This is a genomic window from Paenibacillus sp. JCM 10914 (assembly GCF_001315105.1).
Classification (GTDB): domain Bacteria; phylum Bacillota; class Bacilli; order Paenibacillales; family Paenibacillaceae; genus Paenibacillus_AQ.
The window spans coordinates 137,537-153,857 of sequence record NZ_BAZR01000010.1 but is presented as its reverse complement, the minus strand read 5'-3'; the positions used below and the strand labels follow the sequence as shown (position 1 = coordinate 153,857).

General features: G+C 49.7%; 13 protein-coding genes and 2 pseudogenes. 3 read left to right on the top strand and 12 right to left on the bottom strand.

Annotated features, from left to right (window positions below):
* Positions 1–419: pseudogene (locus tag JCM10914_RS14080) on the bottom strand (PD40 domain-containing protein); the annotation flags it as partial.
* Positions 420–828: 409 nt separating this feature from the next.
* Positions 829–1,590: a DUF899 domain-containing protein gene (locus tag JCM10914_RS14075; RefSeq protein WP_023961965.1), complete on the bottom strand. Its 762-nt coding sequence runs from the start codon at positions 1,588–1,590 to the stop codon at positions 829–831.
* 442 nt (positions 1,591–2,032) lie between these two features.
* On the opposite strand from JCM10914_RS14075, the gene JCM10914_RS14070 reads away from it, so the two are divergent.
* On the top strand, positions 2,033–2,899 hold the full coding sequence (locus tag JCM10914_RS14070) for a cupin domain-containing protein (RefSeq protein ID WP_036718201.1): 867 nt from the start codon (positions 2,033–2,035) through the stop codon (positions 2,897–2,899).
* A 276-nt stretch (positions 2,900–3,175) separates the two neighbouring features.
* Here the strand turns inward: JCM10914_RS14070 and JCM10914_RS14065 are convergent, their stop codons facing one another.
* From JCM10914_RS14065 to JCM10914_RS14050, 6 genes are read right to left on the bottom strand one after another with little or no spacing between them, the layout of a single operon-like run.
* Complete coding sequence (locus tag JCM10914_RS14065; protein ID WP_023961961.1) at positions 3,176–3,847, bottom strand: metallophosphoesterase; 672 nt, start codon at positions 3,845–3,847, stop codon at positions 3,176–3,178.
* A complete protein-coding gene (locus tag JCM10914_RS14060; RefSeq protein ID WP_023961959.1) occupies positions 3,844–4,923 on the bottom strand; it encodes an ABC transporter ATP-binding protein in 1,080 nt (359 codons plus the stop codon). The genes JCM10914_RS14065 and JCM10914_RS14060 overlap by 4 nt, the downstream gene beginning before the upstream one ends.
* A gap of 50 nt (positions 4,924–4,973) precedes the next feature.
* On the bottom strand, positions 4,974–5,510 hold the full coding sequence (locus JCM10914_RS30330; RefSeq protein WP_231638649.1) for an ABC transporter permease subunit: 537 nt from the start codon (positions 5,508–5,510) through the stop codon (positions 4,974–4,976).
* A complete protein-coding gene (locus JCM10914_RS30325; protein WP_231638648.1) occupies positions 5,459–6,238 on the bottom strand; it encodes an iron ABC transporter permease in 780 nt (259 codons plus the stop codon). Before JCM10914_RS30325 ends, JCM10914_RS30330 begins: the two co-directional genes overlap by 52 nt.
* Positions 6,148–6,684: a hypothetical protein gene (locus JCM10914_RS30320; protein WP_231638647.1), complete on the bottom strand. Its 537-nt coding sequence runs from the start codon at positions 6,682–6,684 to the stop codon at positions 6,148–6,150. Before JCM10914_RS30320 ends, JCM10914_RS30325 begins: the two co-directional genes overlap by 91 nt.
* A 10-nt stretch (positions 6,685–6,694) precedes the next feature.
* A complete protein-coding gene (locus JCM10914_RS14050) occupies positions 6,695–7,819 on the bottom strand; it encodes an extracellular solute-binding protein (RefSeq protein WP_023961951.1) in 1,125 nt (374 codons plus the stop codon).
* A gap of 163 nt (positions 7,820–7,982) precedes the next feature.
* Between JCM10914_RS14050 and JCM10914_RS14045 the strand changes: the two genes are divergently transcribed.
* Together JCM10914_RS14045 and JCM10914_RS14040 are read left to right on the top strand one after the other, a co-directional pair.
* Positions 7,983–8,891, top strand: coding sequence for a LysR family transcriptional regulator (locus JCM10914_RS14045; RefSeq protein ID WP_023961949.1), 909 nt, complete (start codon positions 7,983–7,985; stop codon positions 8,889–8,891).
* 118 nt (positions 8,892–9,009) lie between these two features.
* A pseudogene (locus JCM10914_RS14040) lies at positions 9,010–10,364 on the top strand (dipeptidase).
* Between the two features lie 368 nt (positions 10,365–10,732).
* Here the strand turns inward: JCM10914_RS14040 and JCM10914_RS14035 are convergent.
* From JCM10914_RS14035 to JCM10914_RS31865, 4 genes are all read right to left on the bottom strand, one after another.
* Positions 10,733–12,418: an extracellular solute-binding protein gene (locus tag JCM10914_RS14035; RefSeq protein ID WP_023961945.1), complete on the bottom strand. Its 1,686-nt coding sequence runs from the start codon at positions 12,416–12,418 to the stop codon at positions 10,733–10,735.
* Between the two features lie 6 nt (positions 12,419–12,424).
* Positions 12,425–14,074 carry a response regulator gene (locus tag JCM10914_RS14030; protein WP_023961943.1) on the bottom strand — a complete coding sequence of 550 codons (1,650 nt, stop codon included), beginning with the start codon at positions 14,072–14,074 and terminating at the stop codon, positions 12,425–12,427.
* Positions 14,067–15,812 carry a sensor histidine kinase gene (locus JCM10914_RS14025; protein WP_036718195.1) on the bottom strand — a complete coding sequence of 582 codons (1,746 nt, stop codon included), beginning with the start codon at positions 15,810–15,812 and terminating at the stop codon, positions 14,067–14,069. Before JCM10914_RS14025 ends, JCM10914_RS14030 begins: the two co-directional genes overlap by 8 nt.
* A 132-nt stretch (positions 15,813–15,944) precedes the next feature.
* Positions 15,945–16,301 (bottom strand): carbohydrate-binding protein, encoded by a 357-nt coding sequence (locus tag JCM10914_RS31865; RefSeq protein WP_370570251.1) that lies wholly within the window; start codon positions 16,299–16,301, stop codon positions 15,945–15,947.
* Positions 16,302–16,321 lie beyond the last annotated feature (20 nt).

The window sequence follows — 16,321 nt, the reverse complement described above, 5'->3', positions numbered from 1 at the left end:
ACGATAATATGACGTCCGTCTTTCGTCCAAATCGGTTTCTCAAAACCGAAAAAAGGACGTACGGTTATCTCCGATAATAGTTTTACATTGTAATCTTTAGGAGACCACCCCCACAATTTTGCCGCTCCATCCATATCGGCGTAGAACGCAAGCGTATTACCATCCGGCGACCATACACCTGCCCAACTACTCATAGCATCAGGTGCAACTTGAATTAATTTCCCGGTATCAAGCTCACACACCCATTGTTGGAACCCTGACACGGCCAATGACACTCCCGCCGATATCCCGCTAGACGTGCCTTCTGAACCGTTCAAGCAAAATGCCAACCACTTATGGTCAGCCGATAAAGACATATGCACACGGTCCGCTGGTTCTTTTACCTCCAGAAGTTCATTTAGAATCTTCGTTACTTTCATTGAAATTCCTCACTTTATATTTAATATAAATGTTATTTAACTGCTGTATGCTTTTAGATAGCGCTTTCATAATAACGGACAAGCAATAAGTATTTACATTTCTTTTCCGTATTTTATATCAGTCGCCAACGCTTAGCCAGCCTCTTTGTGCTGTGCGATTCGACTAATCATAATAAAAGACTCCATTGACGGATTTACGGGGCAACCAATAGTGGCTGGCGGATGCCGCATGCAAAAAAGCCGTCCCTATAGTCGGACTTCTCACCCAATTCGCCGGATGTGAACTTGTCGACCGTTGCCCTAGTAATATCACCCCTCACCAAGGCGACCTACTTACTATTCCGAATGCCAAAGACCCCCAACCAATAACCAAGGATGGGGGTCTTACCGTGAACAGGATGAAATCGGACTATTCCGAAAAGTTAGGAACTGCGCCCCGAGGTGCGGCAGCTCGTCCCTTCGGCTCCTCCCACAGTTCCTGCCGACCGAGCGCTGTCTCATCAAGATAGTAATACGAGCCGCCAGCCTGCTCTAATCCTCTGGCATAGACGGAATACGTGTGATAGATCGTATCCTGATCACGCAGGAAGCAGCTACGGCCCGGCATCTCCATGGATGACTTACCTTCAAACATCGTGTCACCAGCCTGAAGAAACTCCTCCTTGGTGCGATAGTTGTACATGATCGGAGCAACCGACTCATCCAGCGTAACATGGAAGTCGTAGTTAAAGTCACTGCCGTACGAAGAATACCAAGGGAATGTCCAGCCTTTCCCCCTCTTATATCGCTCGATCTTCGACAGCGGGGCTCGTGAAATGTAGGCAAAGGATGTATCCCGGGCATGAAGATGCTGGAGATGGCCCGGAGATAGCTCATCGGCCCCCGCCGAGCAGCTGGAACAGCCCTGCTCCCAGTTCGGATCGAACATAAAGTGACCGATGATAAGCTGGCTGCGACCCTCAAACAGATCAAGCAAAGCAGCTTGGCCGTCCGGACCCTCGAACACGTATTCCTTCTCGATCTTCACCATAGGTAATCTTCTACGATCGGCATTCAGCGCATCACGTGCTCGGGTCGCCTCCTTTTCCATGATCATCAGCGCTTTCCGTGCTGCCAGCCACTCCTCTCGTGTCACGATGCTTGGCAATTCCCTGCTGCTTCTGTCCATCATCCTGATTCTCCTTTCGCCCTACACTTGGATAATCTTGATACTATCACATATAGTAGTTGGGCATTTATCATGGATTGCTGTCTTGAGAATCTGCGCAACATAAACAGAAAGGTTACCCACGAGAGTGACTCCGCTCATGGATAACCTGATAACCTGTTCGTTACTCCAGAATTTCATGTTAGGTTAATCCTGGCCGATCACAGTCTGACGTTCCAGGTATCAGGACGGGGTCTCACCGTAACGCTGCTTGAACAGTCGACTGATGAATACGAGATTTTCAGCGGAAAGAAAATAAATTTAGACGACATTCAACGCTTCAAGTGCCCACTCTATCGAGTGCTCGATCCTACAAATTGGGCGCACGGATATTCGCCCAGTCGAATAACGTATCGTATAGGTCAATGCCTACTACAAGATACAAGACGAAGGGCAGGAAAACATTGTGGCGGTTTCATACATGGATTTTACATCCCCATCGGTTCGTTATACTTACGACGTAAGCAAGAACCAGATTTTCAAAAAAGACAATCAGAACTATATCAATTCCCTTTCCGTGCAACAATTAAATACACTTGGCAATGCCTCATTGCTGGATATTTACCTCAGCACAGGAAATGTGGTGGAGCCGCATACGCATCAGAATGCCACAGAATTAGTCTATGTTATTTCCGGTGCAGCCGTAGTATCCATCATTAATCCGTTCACGAAGGAGCTGTTGAACTTCCCGATTACGCCAGGTCAAGTGGCAATTGTGCCTCAAGGCTGGTGGCATTATGAAATGGCAACAGTCGACAATACGCATCTGTTAGCGATCTTCGACGCACCTGTACCAGAATTCATTGCAGGGTCGGATATGCTTAGATTGACACCCGCTAAGGTCTTTGCGCACACGTATTGTCTGAACGAAGCTAAGGTGAAGGAAACGTTGGCACCCATCACCGATACGGTGGTTATTGGACCGCCAAAGAACTGTATGCCGCAAGGTCAGGTTCAAGGACAAATGCATCACCAGCCACCCCAACAGCACCCGTCCCATTATCAACAAGGCAAACCTTACAACCGCGATTACGAGCTGCTGCAGCAGCAACAGCAATTGCAGTTCCAACAGCAGCAACAGTTGTTCCAGCAGCAATTCCTGGCCCAGGATCAACCGCAACACGGTGCGTATGCCACGGAACCACAGCCATCACAAGTTCAATCACAGGAACAATCCCGTGCACAGCAGCAACGACAGGAGTTCATTGAGCAACAGCAGCGCCTTCCATTCTTGCAGCGGCAGCTCATAGGTAATGGCTGGGATCAATTCTGATCGATCGCTAACCCAAATGGAAATCACATTCTACTTGTAAAAAGATGCATATGTGCAGGCTTTTTCATCAAAATCGATCCCTTGAGCAGAAAAGGTTGCGTATATGCAGGCTTTTAATCACCTATTCGACCGATTAGCCCTAAGTTGAGCTAAAAGCCTGCACATGTGCAGGCTTTTTGTAAATATAGTAACTTCGGTCCACGAATTCCTGCATATTTGCAGGAATTTCTTTAACTAGTTCCCATCAGTTAAGATCTTGTGGGACACCCTCATTTATCATGAACGCGGCCTTCTGCTAATAGGCAAGTTAACAGGCGCCTTTATGCTCATCTTGCGATTCATGATTCGTTCCGGCTGCTGGACCGATATAAATGTCTGTATACCAGCAGTCAAATTAACGAGACTTATATAATATCCGTGTCCGGCACCCGTATCAATTCCCAGCTTGCCATCACCATACCAGAGTTCATCCGGCGCAGCGCCTAAGCGAAATGTAGATGTATGACCAAACACGATGGTGTGCCCGAAGACACGGGGAGCTTGATGAAACGGCTCTCGTATCTCCGTAAGATCCTCGGGCTTCTGATCATGTATGGATACGTTCGGCCGAATACCTGCATGAACAAATAAATAATGTTCGTACTCCGTCCATAACGGTAATGTTGCAATGAATTCCTGATACTTCTTAAAATTTGAAGCAGACAGCCCCGCTTGTTCCGGTCGTAGATGCAGCCATTTACGCTCATTGTTTCCTTGCAACGCGATTGCACCAGCGTCACATAACTTCATAACGTAATCCAGCGTTCCACCTGAATCCGGTCCCTTATTCACATAGTCCCCCAGCAAGAACAGGCGGTCATTCTCTGGACGATAACGGACATGCTGAAGGAGAGCTTCCAGCAAATGACCGTAACCATGAATATCCGACACCGCATAAATCTGGCTCATAGCGACGATATACCGCCGTCAGCATACAGCATCGTGTGTTCCGATGAGAATTGGATCCCGATTTCGCTGCCCACATCCACGCGGTCATCATGAAATAGATGAATGGGTTGGCGGTCTGCCGTTTCGACGATAATCCTCCACCTTGTGCCTTCATACACCGTCTGGGCTACCGTTACCTTTAAATCGTTCCCGATCGCCATATCTTCACGGCTGCATATTCGGATGGATTCGGGGTGGAGCATCATCACTGCCTGTCCACCGTCTTGATCCGCTCTGAAGCGGCGCCCGCTGATCGGACTTCCGGCCAGCATGACTACAGGCTGTCCCGAGTGAGCCCAGCTGGCACTAAGCAGGTTGTGGTACCCCATCAGCTGGGCAACCCAAGGGCTAGCGGGCTGCTCAAACAGCGTCCTTGGCTCGCCGAATTGATCGATTCCACCTTCACGCAATATCAGAATCCGATCAGCCACCGTAAATGCCTCCATGCGATCATGTGTTACATATAGAGAGGCAATGGACAGTTCCCCGAGCAGTCTGGCCAGTTCGCCGCGCATATCTGTTCTAAGCTTGACGTCGAGATTCGATAACGGCTCGTCCATCAACAACAGCTTAGGCTCCGTTGCCAGCGCCCTGGCAATGCCGACCCGTTGCTGCTGCCCTCCTGACAGCTGGGCGGGCAGGCGTTCTAACAGCCCCTCCAGTTTCAGAAGAGATTGAAGCCGTTCCAGAGTATGCGTCCTGGCTTTACTATCTAACTTTCGGCGCTTCATGCCATACTCCATGTTCTGCTTAACTGTCATATGCGGCCACAATGCGTAATCTTGAAAGACCATATTAATGGGCCTATTCTCGGGAGGCACATAGTGCCTTCCCCGTTCGACGGTAATTCCAGCCATCTCCACTTCCCCGGAATCGATGCGCTGCAGCCCAGCTACCATCTGAAGCAACGTCGACTTGCCGCAGCCTGATGGACCGAGAATGCAGATTCGCTCACCTTCCCCCACTTCGAATGTGATCGGCTTCAATACTTGCTGCGAGCCGAATGACTTCGATACGTCTTTGACCTTTAAGATCATTCCACTCCCCATCCCTTCTAGAATTGATCACTCGCTATCGCAATGCCGACCTACCGTGACCGGTTGCGGTCCAGCCAACGAAACCATAGTCTTCCTGATGCTTGCATCACGATGATAATCACGACTACGATGCCGCAGCTTACGACGGTAGCGGCCGTGGCATAACCGTAACGTGAGAATTCGAAGGCCCTGTCAATAACGAGCGGCATCAATGAGTAATTAGCTGGCCTCAACATCGAGGCCAGGGCTAAATCAAACACGCTTGTACCGAACGAGGCCAGAATCGCGATGAGCAGGGACTGTCTTACCAGAGGAAGCACGATATCCCGCATCCGCTCGAAGATCGTTGCGCCCTGTATCGCCGCGGCCTTCAGCATCGTGCCGGACAAATTCCCAAACGCTCCAAGCTGTACCCTGACGGCATAGGGGATCGCCCCAGCAATGCCGGCAATCACTAGCAGCGACGGCGTACCGTATAAATGCAATCCGAGCGGTTCGAGCCATTTCTGGTTCCATATAAATATATAGCCGATTCCTAGAACGACGCCCGGTACGGCGAGCGATATAATAGAGAACAAATGAAGCAATGGCTTAAGCTGGATTCCGTGAACGTCAGCATATAGGCAACAACAAAACCGATCAGCATGCTGAATCCTGCAGCTGTAGCTGCAATTGCAAGCGAATGATACAATCCTTCGAGGTAACCCAACAAACGATGATCCCCTACTGCGCCTGCAAATAGTTCGCGATAATGATCAAGGGTAAGATTGTCCCAATGCAGACCGCCACCCGCCTGTTTAAGCAGAGACACAGCCGCACTTGTGCCAATCGGAATACCGAGGCTTACCAACAGGAAGACGGTGACGAATATATTGTACAGCCACGCATAACGCGGCTTTACCTTCTCAAGCTTGACCGCCCGCGCATTTAGAAAGTCGAATCTCGATTGGCGAAGGGTCAGCAGCAGCAAAGCCATCGCCAGCACCAAGATCAAGACTAGATAAAAGGCCAGCACTCCCGCCATATCAAACCGGACAGGCGATTGATAAATGGCCGAGTAAATGGAGTAGGTCAGCGTCGGGAATCGATAGACGGTTGCCAAGGCCGCAGGTAACCCGAAATCCCCGATGGTATCCATAAACACCAAGGTCCAGCCCGCTATATAAGACGGTAACGCCAACGGCAGCTCAATGGTTCTCCATACCGTGAAAGGCTTCGCCCCATTCAATCTTGCCGCATACCCAAACTGCCGAATATTCCACTCCGATGCGGCCATAATCGCCAGATAAGCAAGCGGAAATTTACTAAGCGACATAACAAATACGAGCCGGTGGGAGAGAAGATAAACGAGGTGACCCATGTCAAGCCGAGCCACTGGTGGACGAGTCCATCCGCACTGGCGAACAATACCCAGCCCTGTGCAATCATAAAGGACGGCGCGATCAGCAATACCCAAGCCGTCATATCCAGCCATCTGGCCGCGACAAAATCCCATCTTGCCCGTATAGTTGCAAGGATCCCCCCAATCATCGTGCCCAGCGTAGCTGTCCCCAGAGCCAACGTGACTGAATTCAGAAGGGACTGCTTCCATAACGGTCGGTGAAAGATATCGCCGATCAAGCCCAGACTGCTGCTCTTGACTTGCCCGAAAAAAAGCCCAGGAAAAATCACGTTGATTAACACCGCAAGCAGCGGCAGAAAAATAAATATAAAGAGGAGGAGGGTCACCCCGCCTCCATAGCGAGTTTCCGATTGATTCATCTCTTGTGTCCTACTTTACGTTTTGATCCGCAAACCAGGTCTTGATCTCCATCTCATGCTCCGATGCCCACATGGCAGACGGCAGCAGGAAGATCCCGTTGGGTTCACGTTCGGTTCGCGTTGCTACTCCTTCAGCCAAGGGGGTAAAAAAGCTGTCGGACGAATCCAGCATGGTCAACATCTGCTGCGTCTCCGGCTTCAGCATATACTCCACGAACGCCTTGGCTGCCGCCGGATTCTTGGTATCCTTGCTGATCGCAACGACGCGCAAGCTGCCCGGCGCCCCTTCCTCAGGCCAGATCACCTCAATCGGCTCACCTGCCAGCTTCAATTCGTACGCGTTGTGTTCCTGCAATGCCGCAACTTCGATCTCACCGCTAAGCAGCGCTTTCCCCACCGGACCATTCTTAGGGTATACATGAAGTCCCTTCGCAAAGCGCTCCACGTATTTCTGCTTGCCCCCTTCTACGCCCCATTGATCGAAAAACGCGGAGACGAGCGGATAAGCCGGTGCTGCCACGGCTGGATCGGCATGTCCAACGGGACCGTCATAGTCGAAAAATTGTTCCCACGTTGTTGGCGCATCCTCGGATGAAACCTTGGTCGTGTTATAAGCAATCACGCCAGCGGCATGAATGCCAACTGGAAAATAAGCGTGATCCTCTGGCAAATAATCTTTACCAACCTCAGACAAATACTCCAGGTTCGTCGGCTCAAGATTCTTCATTAAAAAATCGCGATCTGCCAAACTCTGCACCGATCCGTGACCATCCATCATCAGCACATCCCACTGGGGGTTGCCCTGTTCAGCCTCGATTTTGGCCAAGGCCTCTCCACCACCATAATGAACGGCTTCCAGCTTGAAGCCCGTATCTTCGGTAAACTTCGGCGCTATGAAATCAACAAAATCATTGCCGTATAAATAGATCGTTTCTCCCGTGTCTTCTCCCTTGTCGTTACCCGTGGCCGCCCCGGATGGTTCCGAAGCAGCTCCGCTTCCGTTGGTAATAGGCCCATCATTCTCTCCCGCTCCAACCGTCTGCTGCCCATTCGATTGCGCACATGCCGATAACAGCAGCACCATGGCTAATATAGCAATCCATGACACATATTTAATTCCTCGCTTTTGGTTCATGTCACCCTCCTGATTTTGTATTGACGTTCTTAACTCCATTTCATCGTAACCTCCAACATTCATATAAAAATTATCGCTGCGTTAACAAACAATTAAATAATATCTATCAAATGAAGGATAAGATTTATATGATCTATGATGAACGAAGTAAAGGATGAGGAACATGAACTTACAACAATTAAAGGTTTTCGTGCTGACTGTGGAATTGAAGAAACTCTATCTTGTCGCTCAGGAGTTGGGTATCACCCAACCCACCGTTACCTTCCACCTGAACAAGCTGCAGGAAGAACTCGGGCTAGCGCTGTTTCACACCAAGTCCTATCATGTCATCAAACTAACGGAAGCTGGGCAAGCCTTTTACCATTACGCAGCACAAATTCATTCCCTGTCTGAGGAAGCCGAATCCACGATGGATATTTACCGCGGTACGGCGGCTGGGACACTGGCTATTGGCAGCACCCATACGCCGGCCACCTATCTGTTGCCCCCGCTCTTACAGCAGTTGAAGCATAATTATCCCGGTCTGTCCATCATCCTGGACGTGCGCCCCGCAGCCTACATCTTGGACAAAATCAAAAAATATGAGCTCGATATCGGTATCATCTCGCACACGCATGTGGAAGACCCGGAATTCATCGCCCATCCTCTGCTTCATGATGATCTGGTACTGATATTCGCGCCGGACCATCCCTTCGCAGAGATTGAACATTTATATCCAGGGGACCTGGCAGAGCATCCTTTCGTCTCGCATGAACCGGGTTCGATTAGCAGACAACTGATCGATCGCTGGGCCGATCAGCATCAATTAGAGCTTCCCGTTTCGATGGAGATCTCGGGTACAGAGGCCTTGAAATCAGCGGTGCGGCATCGACTCGGATACGGGATGATCGCAGAAGCCGCTATCCAGGAGGATCTTGGCGAGGGGAAATTGAAATCTCGGTCCATTCCAGCCTGGCTCCCGGAACGTCAAATCTATGCCGTTCGCCACCACAATAAGCTAATCAGCCCGGCGCTGCGCATGTTTTGGCGGAATCTGCTGGACAATTTTGAATCTTCAGCACCCCCTTATTAATCCATACCATTGCTGAACCAGCACCATATTTCGTATTCCTCTAAAAAAGGGTAGAATAGTTAGGTACGGCATCGCACCACGTGCCCAAGTATATTGAAGGAGGATCATCCTTATGAGCATCGATTATAAAGCATATTTTGCTGAGCATCGTGAAACCCACTTGAACGAATTGAAGGAATGGTTGGCCATTCCTAGCATCTCCGCACTGTCGGAGCATAAAGGAGACGTTGCCCAGGCAGCGCAGTGCTGGCAGACAAGCTGAACGAGGCAGGTCTGGAGCATGTAGAGATCCACCAGACGGCGGGACACCCGATTATTACGGCCGATTACCTGCATGCCGAAGGCAAACCGACCGTGCTGATTTACGGTCATTACGACGTTCAGCCCGTCGACCCGCTTCATCTGTGGGAAACTCCGCCGTTCGAGCCTACGGAGCGCAATGGCAAATTATACGCGCGCGGCGCCACCGACGATAAAGGACAACTCTTCCTGCATGTGAAGGCCGTTGAAGCTATTCTGAAGCAAGAGAAGGAGCTTCCGGTTAATGTGAAGTTCTGCATTGAGGGCGAAGAAGAAGTATCGAGCCCCAACCTGCCGCTTTATCTTGAACAGAATAAAGAGCAGTTGGCTGCTGATGCGATCCTGATCTCGGACACGTCACTGCTCGCCCCGGGCAAACCTGCAATTTCAACAGGACTGCGCGGATTGTGCTCTCTGGAATTGACCATGGAAACGGCAAACACCGATCTGCACTCCGGTACATACGGCGGCGGCGTGCCCAACGCGCTGCATGCCATCGTATCCTTGCTGTCCTCATTACATGACGACCAGGGCCGTGTAGCGGTCGACGGATTCTATGACGGAGTGCTTGAGCTGTCACCGGAAATGCGTGAGGAATTTGCCAAGCAGCAATTCGATGAGGACAAGCTGAAGCAGGATCTTGGACTGGATTCGCTGTATGGCGAAGAAGGTTTCTCTTTCGTGGAACGCGTAGGCGCTCGCCCAACGCTGGAACTGAACGGTGTATACGGCGGTTTTCAGGGAGAAGGGAGCAAGACCGTTATCCCGAAGGAAGCCCATGCCAAAATCACTTGCCGCCTGGTAGCCGAGCAGGACCCACAGGCCGTACTGAACGCGATTGAAGCACACTTGCACGCACATACGCCAGTGGGCTCGAAGCTGACCTTCACGCCGAAGGAAAAAGCGTTCGCTTTCAATATCGACCCTTCCCATGCCATGCTGCAAAAAGCCGCTGACGCATTCGAGAACGTCTACGGTACACGCGCATTGTTCACCAAGGACGGCGGTTCCATTCCGATCGTTGAGAAGCTGTCCAGTACGCTGAACGCACCGGCTGTTATGATGGGTTTCGGCTTGCCGGATGAGAATCTGCATGCGCCGAACGAGCATTTTAACCTGGAGAATTTCGATAAGGGATTGTTGACGCTGGTGGAGTATTTGAAGCTGGTTTGAGCCATACAACCTGATTAAATCTGGCAGACTCAGCCAACGGAAGCTTAATAGGGCTGTCTCCATAGATCCTAGATCTTGCGAGCTGCCCTTTTTTGCTGTCCGAAGACGTCCTGTGTACGAATCGCCCCTGTCATCGGAGCTTGGTTTGCTGAAGAAAAAAATCCCTGCAAATATGCAGGAATTCGTGGGTGAAACGTATCAGTTTTACGAAATACTTGCAAAAGTGCAGGATTTTAAGCCCTATCAGAGCAAATCTGACTAAAATGGCGATCAAAACCTGCATCTACGCATCCTTTTCCAAATGAAACGCCATCGCGCCTACTTACAGACAGCACATGTAATCGGTCAGCGCTTGTATATCCAGTTCCTCACCGTCCCTCGTGAAACTGCTTAAACACCTCATTTACCTCGGCTGTCATCTGGTCGCCACCGCCGCTTCGCCACTGGGCGACGAATTCATCGAACGCTTCGACCGGCAGCTGTCCGTAAATCATCTTAGTAAACGCCTCTCGCTCCATCTGGAACAGCAATTCGCTGCGGCTCTTGGCCGTGCCAGACTCGCTTCCCTCAAACCAGTTCACGTGGCGCACCCCCTGACGTTCATAGTCCATCACAATGGAAGCAGCTTCGATCTCCTCAAGACTTCGCTTCCAATAGACTTGACGTTCGAAGGGCGTTTCGGGCGGCTTGGACGATAACTTCACCAATGTATTGATCATCAGATCCGGTATTCGTGCACCCTCGTAACTTAATGAATAATCCATCGGACTCACAAAATCCGGATTGTTCTTAACCAATTCCCCGTCATCCAGCAAATAATCATAGCCTTCGGCAAAGCCGTACTCGAAGGAAGAGCCTTCCGATGGATTAGCGTAGTGTTCCAGCAGATAATTGTAATACCGAAGAAATGCCTCTGGGTGTTTGCTGTCCTTGTTAATCAGCACCACGCCGTTCACTGGGGCTGGTCCCCCAGCGCGGACGCCACGAACACCGTCAGGGCCAGCTGGAACCGCATAGGCTTTATACTTCGCCTCGGGTACTGAGTCCTGAAGTTTGAACAGCGGCCAATCCGGCATCCAATGCGGACCGGCGATAATGCCGGCTTTGCCGGATGTAAACAGCTCCGACGCCTTCACTTCATCCCAAGTGCTCGACTCCCGCGCGATGTAGCCCTTCTCCATCCACCGGTTCAGTTGGGCAAGCGCCTGCTTGGCTCCCGGCTGGATTGATCCATACGCAAGTTCTCCCTCAGCATTCAGATTCCATTGTGAATTCACCGCGCCGTACGCACCGAACACCCAGCTTAAATCGGTCATCCACGTGTTCAGACTTGCGCGCAGGGTGACGGCCATGCCATACGTGTCGTCGATGCCGTTACCGTCCGGGTCCTCATTCGTGAATACTTCCATAATGGCTTCCAAATCCTCCATCGTTTCGGGTGCCTTCAGATTGAACTTCTCCATCCAATCCTGCCGGATCCATAGAACCGGCTCCGTATTCATGGAATACTCGAGTAAAGGCAGCGCATACCGATTGCCGTTCCGCGTGACGCTAATCCACATCGAAGGATACTGCGCGGCCACTTCCTTCCAGATGTCGCCCGCATATTCATCAAAGAGCTCGTCAACAGGCATGAAGTGACCGGAATCAATCAGTTGAACGAGTGTATCATAGGAGCCGCGAAAGGCGACGATGTCAGGCAGCTCCTCACCCCTGGTAATGGACAGCATCAGCTTTTTGGAGAAGGCATCATTCTCTTCAGAGACAACCCACAACGTTCTGACCTTCATCCCAAGCGAACCTTCAAGCCACCTCGAAAAAATGTTATGATCCCAATCCTCACCCTCGCGGAATTTCGTGGAATAGGTATTATGCTTCATGATTCTTGTTATCGTAATCGGCGGATCGTATTTCCCGTTGCTCCAGACGCTCTCCGTATTTCCAGAGACTGCTGGTTCCGCATCCTTAATGGTGAGTTCACTGTTATACCGGTAGATGAGCACCGCCGCAGCGATCAAGATCACGATTATGGCAGCAGTCGTTTTCTTATTCAAACCCAATCACCCCTTAAGCGAATCCCGGAATTCCTGAGGTGTCATGCCGGTATCCTTGCGAAATTGTTTAATGAAGTATGTGGTGTTGGATAGGCCAACCAGATTGCCAATCTCATAAACTTTATAATCCGTATGTTTAAGCAACTGCAACGCTTTATCTTTACGCAATCTCTGAATGTAGTGGTTAATACCTTCCCCGGTTTCCACTTTGTAGATTTTGGATAGATAGGTAGGGTGCATAAAGACATGCTCGGAGAGTCGCTGCAAAGAGACGTCACCGGATAAATGCTGCTCGATGTAGCGCTGAACATCCTGAATGATCTTAAGTCGGTTATCCCTTTGCTCCAGCAGCGACTCGTCGCGAAGTTGATGCAGCATGCTTATGGTGCGTTCAAACAATTGCCCCGCATGATGATAGGCATTGCCGTCAATCAGTTGTTCCAGACTGCGCCCGAGAAAGTCCGATATTTTCCTTCCATTCCGGTGCAGGATATAAGTGAACGCATTATAGATATGGAAGTATACCTCGATTAAATTATCCCGTGATTCATATTTGCCATTGCCAATCATCTGTTCGAAGACGAGACCCAGCTTCCGCTCCGCTTCATCCCAGCGGCCGGTCTCCAGTAGCTGCGCAAGGACAGGGGGCTCATGCAGGGTAGTCAAGGTGTGGATATGCTTCGGCTTCGCGTAATTCGAAAGCTTCAGGCAGAAGCTGTTATCCTTGCCGATCTGCTGCCGGAAGACCGTAAGCATCTCATAATACACGGTAGATAGCGAACGGGGAAACCAATCCCATTCACTAGACAGAATGGATATATGACCTTTCAAGAAAACCCTTACATTATGCTGGACGCGTGAGTACAGCACATCAATATACTCAGACTCCTTCATATGAAGTGCTGATAAATAGTCGTCCCGCTCTTCCTGACTACACTTCCATTGAATTAGAAAGATATGATAATCATAAGCATCCTTGCAGTACCAGACATCGAACATCATGCCTACGATCTCTTCCACAATGTTATAGACGGCATATTCGAGCAGTGGTCGATTGTCCGTATCAAAAGAATGAAAGCCTTCTTCAATCCGAAGTACAAATATCATATATCGGTTGCCATAGTGAAAAGGCAGCTGCAATAGCTCTAATCTACGTTCCCACAACGCTCTACTATGCTGGCGTCCCTGCAGAAATTCGTGCAGAAGATTACCTCGTAATAACGGCAAATTCTCCTGAATGGCCTTTACGGCCTGCTCTTTCGAGGTAATATCCGACCATTCCGATTGAAGCTGTTCTACAAGCACGCTCACCTTCTCGATCATCTCATCATTGAGCACGGGTTTGAGAAGATACTCTACCGTATTCAGTTGTATCGCTTTCTGAGCGAATTCGAATTCGGCATAACCCGAGAGGATCAGACACTTCGTTCTCGGCCAGACCTTACGGACCTCTTCGATTAATTCAAGCCCGTTCATCTTGGGCATATGGATATCCGTAATCATAATATCCACCGGTCTGACTTTCAGCCGATCGAGTGCTTCCATCGCCGAGTAAGCCTTGTAGACATTACAGATACCGATCGACTTCCAATCAATGGTGTCCGCCAGACTGTCAACGGAATGCGGTTCATCGTCAACGATCATCAATTCACACATGGTTGTCCGCCTCGCTTCCAGTGTCCTTCCAACGAAGAACAACTTGTAATCCACCCAAGGCCTTCGATTCAAACAATTCAATCCCTGCCCCTTCGCCAAAATGCATGATCAATCGCTGATTGATGTTCCATAACCCTGTCCCAACATCATTCGATAGCGGTTGCTGCATTCGCTCCATAATGGCCTCAATCTTGTCAGCCGTAATGCCTACACCGTTATCTTCAATCATAATCTGGATTTCGCCGTTATGGTGCGTTGCTCTGATCCATAAGCACACAGGCTCGCCTGTCGCTTCAATTCCGTGTTTAATCGCATTCTCGATGATGGGCTGAATGAGTAGTTTGGGAATCATCAGGCTTTTTACATCATCAGGAATATCGTATTCCATATGAATCTTTACAAATCGAAGCTGTGTGATTTTCAAATAATGCCGGGTAAACTCCATCTCGGTAGACACCGGGACGGTCTTGGTCTCCAAGCGGGTAACGTAGCGGTAATACTGACTGAGATGATAGGTCATCATCTCCACATCTTCATGCTTTTTCAGCTTGGTCATATTCATAATAAAACCGAGACAATTATAAAGAAAGTGCGGATTAATCTGGGATTGCAGCTGCTTTAATGTGGCATCCCGTGATCTTAATTGTTCTTCATAGACTTTCTCAATCAACTGCCGGATCTCCAGCGTCATCTCGTTGAAACGGTCAAATAAGTACTGGAATTCATCATTCCGTCTCCCATGAAGTGTGGTTACCACATAGTTCCCCTGCTTCACCCGCTCAATATTGCGGATCAGCTTCAGTATCGGCTGCTGGACGGTGCGATAGAGTAGTAGTGCCAGGACGATTGCAACAGCCAGCAGCAGAAACATTGTGGCAAAAAATTGACTCTGATTGCTGCGGATGGGCTGCAATATATTCTCGACTGGCACATACTCAACAACGTACCAGCCGAGGCTTGGCACCTGTTCATAGTAAAGCTCATAAGAAGCATGATTCAGGTTAACGCGGATTTTGCCGTTATCATCGATGCCTCGCTGATAGAGCTGCTGCTTAAGGTTCTCTGCCTCGCTGGAGCTGCCCTTCTTGGCTGCAATCATTCTACCGGTCTCTGCGGAATACAAGAATACCTGCCCGTTGCTGGCTGATTCGAACTGATCGAGCATGTTCTCAATATTGTCCTGTGCAAATTTCACTTCGATTACAGCGTGAAGATCCTCAAACTTATCGTAAACCGCCGGTATGGTGGAATAGTAATAAAAGTAGTTTCTGTTATTATCGTAGTCGTAACGCATGACCCAGTCATTATTCGTTACCAGGCCCTTTAACTGGGACGGATTGAATGAGGTGATGGATGATCCGGTTAACGCCTTGTTCTCCAACAGGGAGTACACGGTTGTCAAGCTGGGCCAGGTCGATGCTATGTTGTTCAACTCCAGCTTCTCCAGAATGGATGCCTGCAGCCTGACCTCCTCATAATCCGTCCGGATGAAGGAGTAACCCATAAACTCCCTGACATTCGGATCCTGGGTCATGTTGACAGTGAAGTCCGACAACCGGTTTACGGCATTCTCCACTTGCCCAGAGAAGAAAGTCAGTTGTTTGGATGTGGAATCATGAATCAGCTTCTCTACTACGCTTACACTCGTCCGGTTACTGTAGGCATACAACAGCAATGCTGGAACCAGAAATAAGAGAATCACCATAATCATTCTTGTAAAAATGGTCTGTCTAAACATCAAGTAAATCCCCATCCCACATGTTCTTTAGCATGATGATCCAAGTTGAGTACTGTTTTCCCCTCATTATACATGCAGATTGGAACAATAGGCTCCTAAATATTTAATCTCGACAACCTGGAGAGGGATACATTACTCTTCCTTCGCCTGAACGTGCTCAAACCTGATCCAATTCAGATTGAAACCGGAACCGTTGAAGTAGACCCGCAGCAACTTGCTTCCCGCCTCCAATGTGAACGGCTCGCTCTCCACCGTGCTCCATTCCTGCCAATCCCCCGTGCTCTGCATGCTGGTTGACACAAGCGTTGAATCCTGTGCTCGGAGTTCAATGGTTCCTTGAGCGTTCGGTCCGGCAATCCGATAGGAGACCTTGTATAATCCACTCTCCTTGACCTCCACCGGATAATCCAACCAATCACCGGGATCAATCCAGCCGATATTGAATCCGCCTTCCGAACTAGGCTCGGTCTGACCGTCATTAGTGTCCAAATAAGCTTCCGCTTCAATCT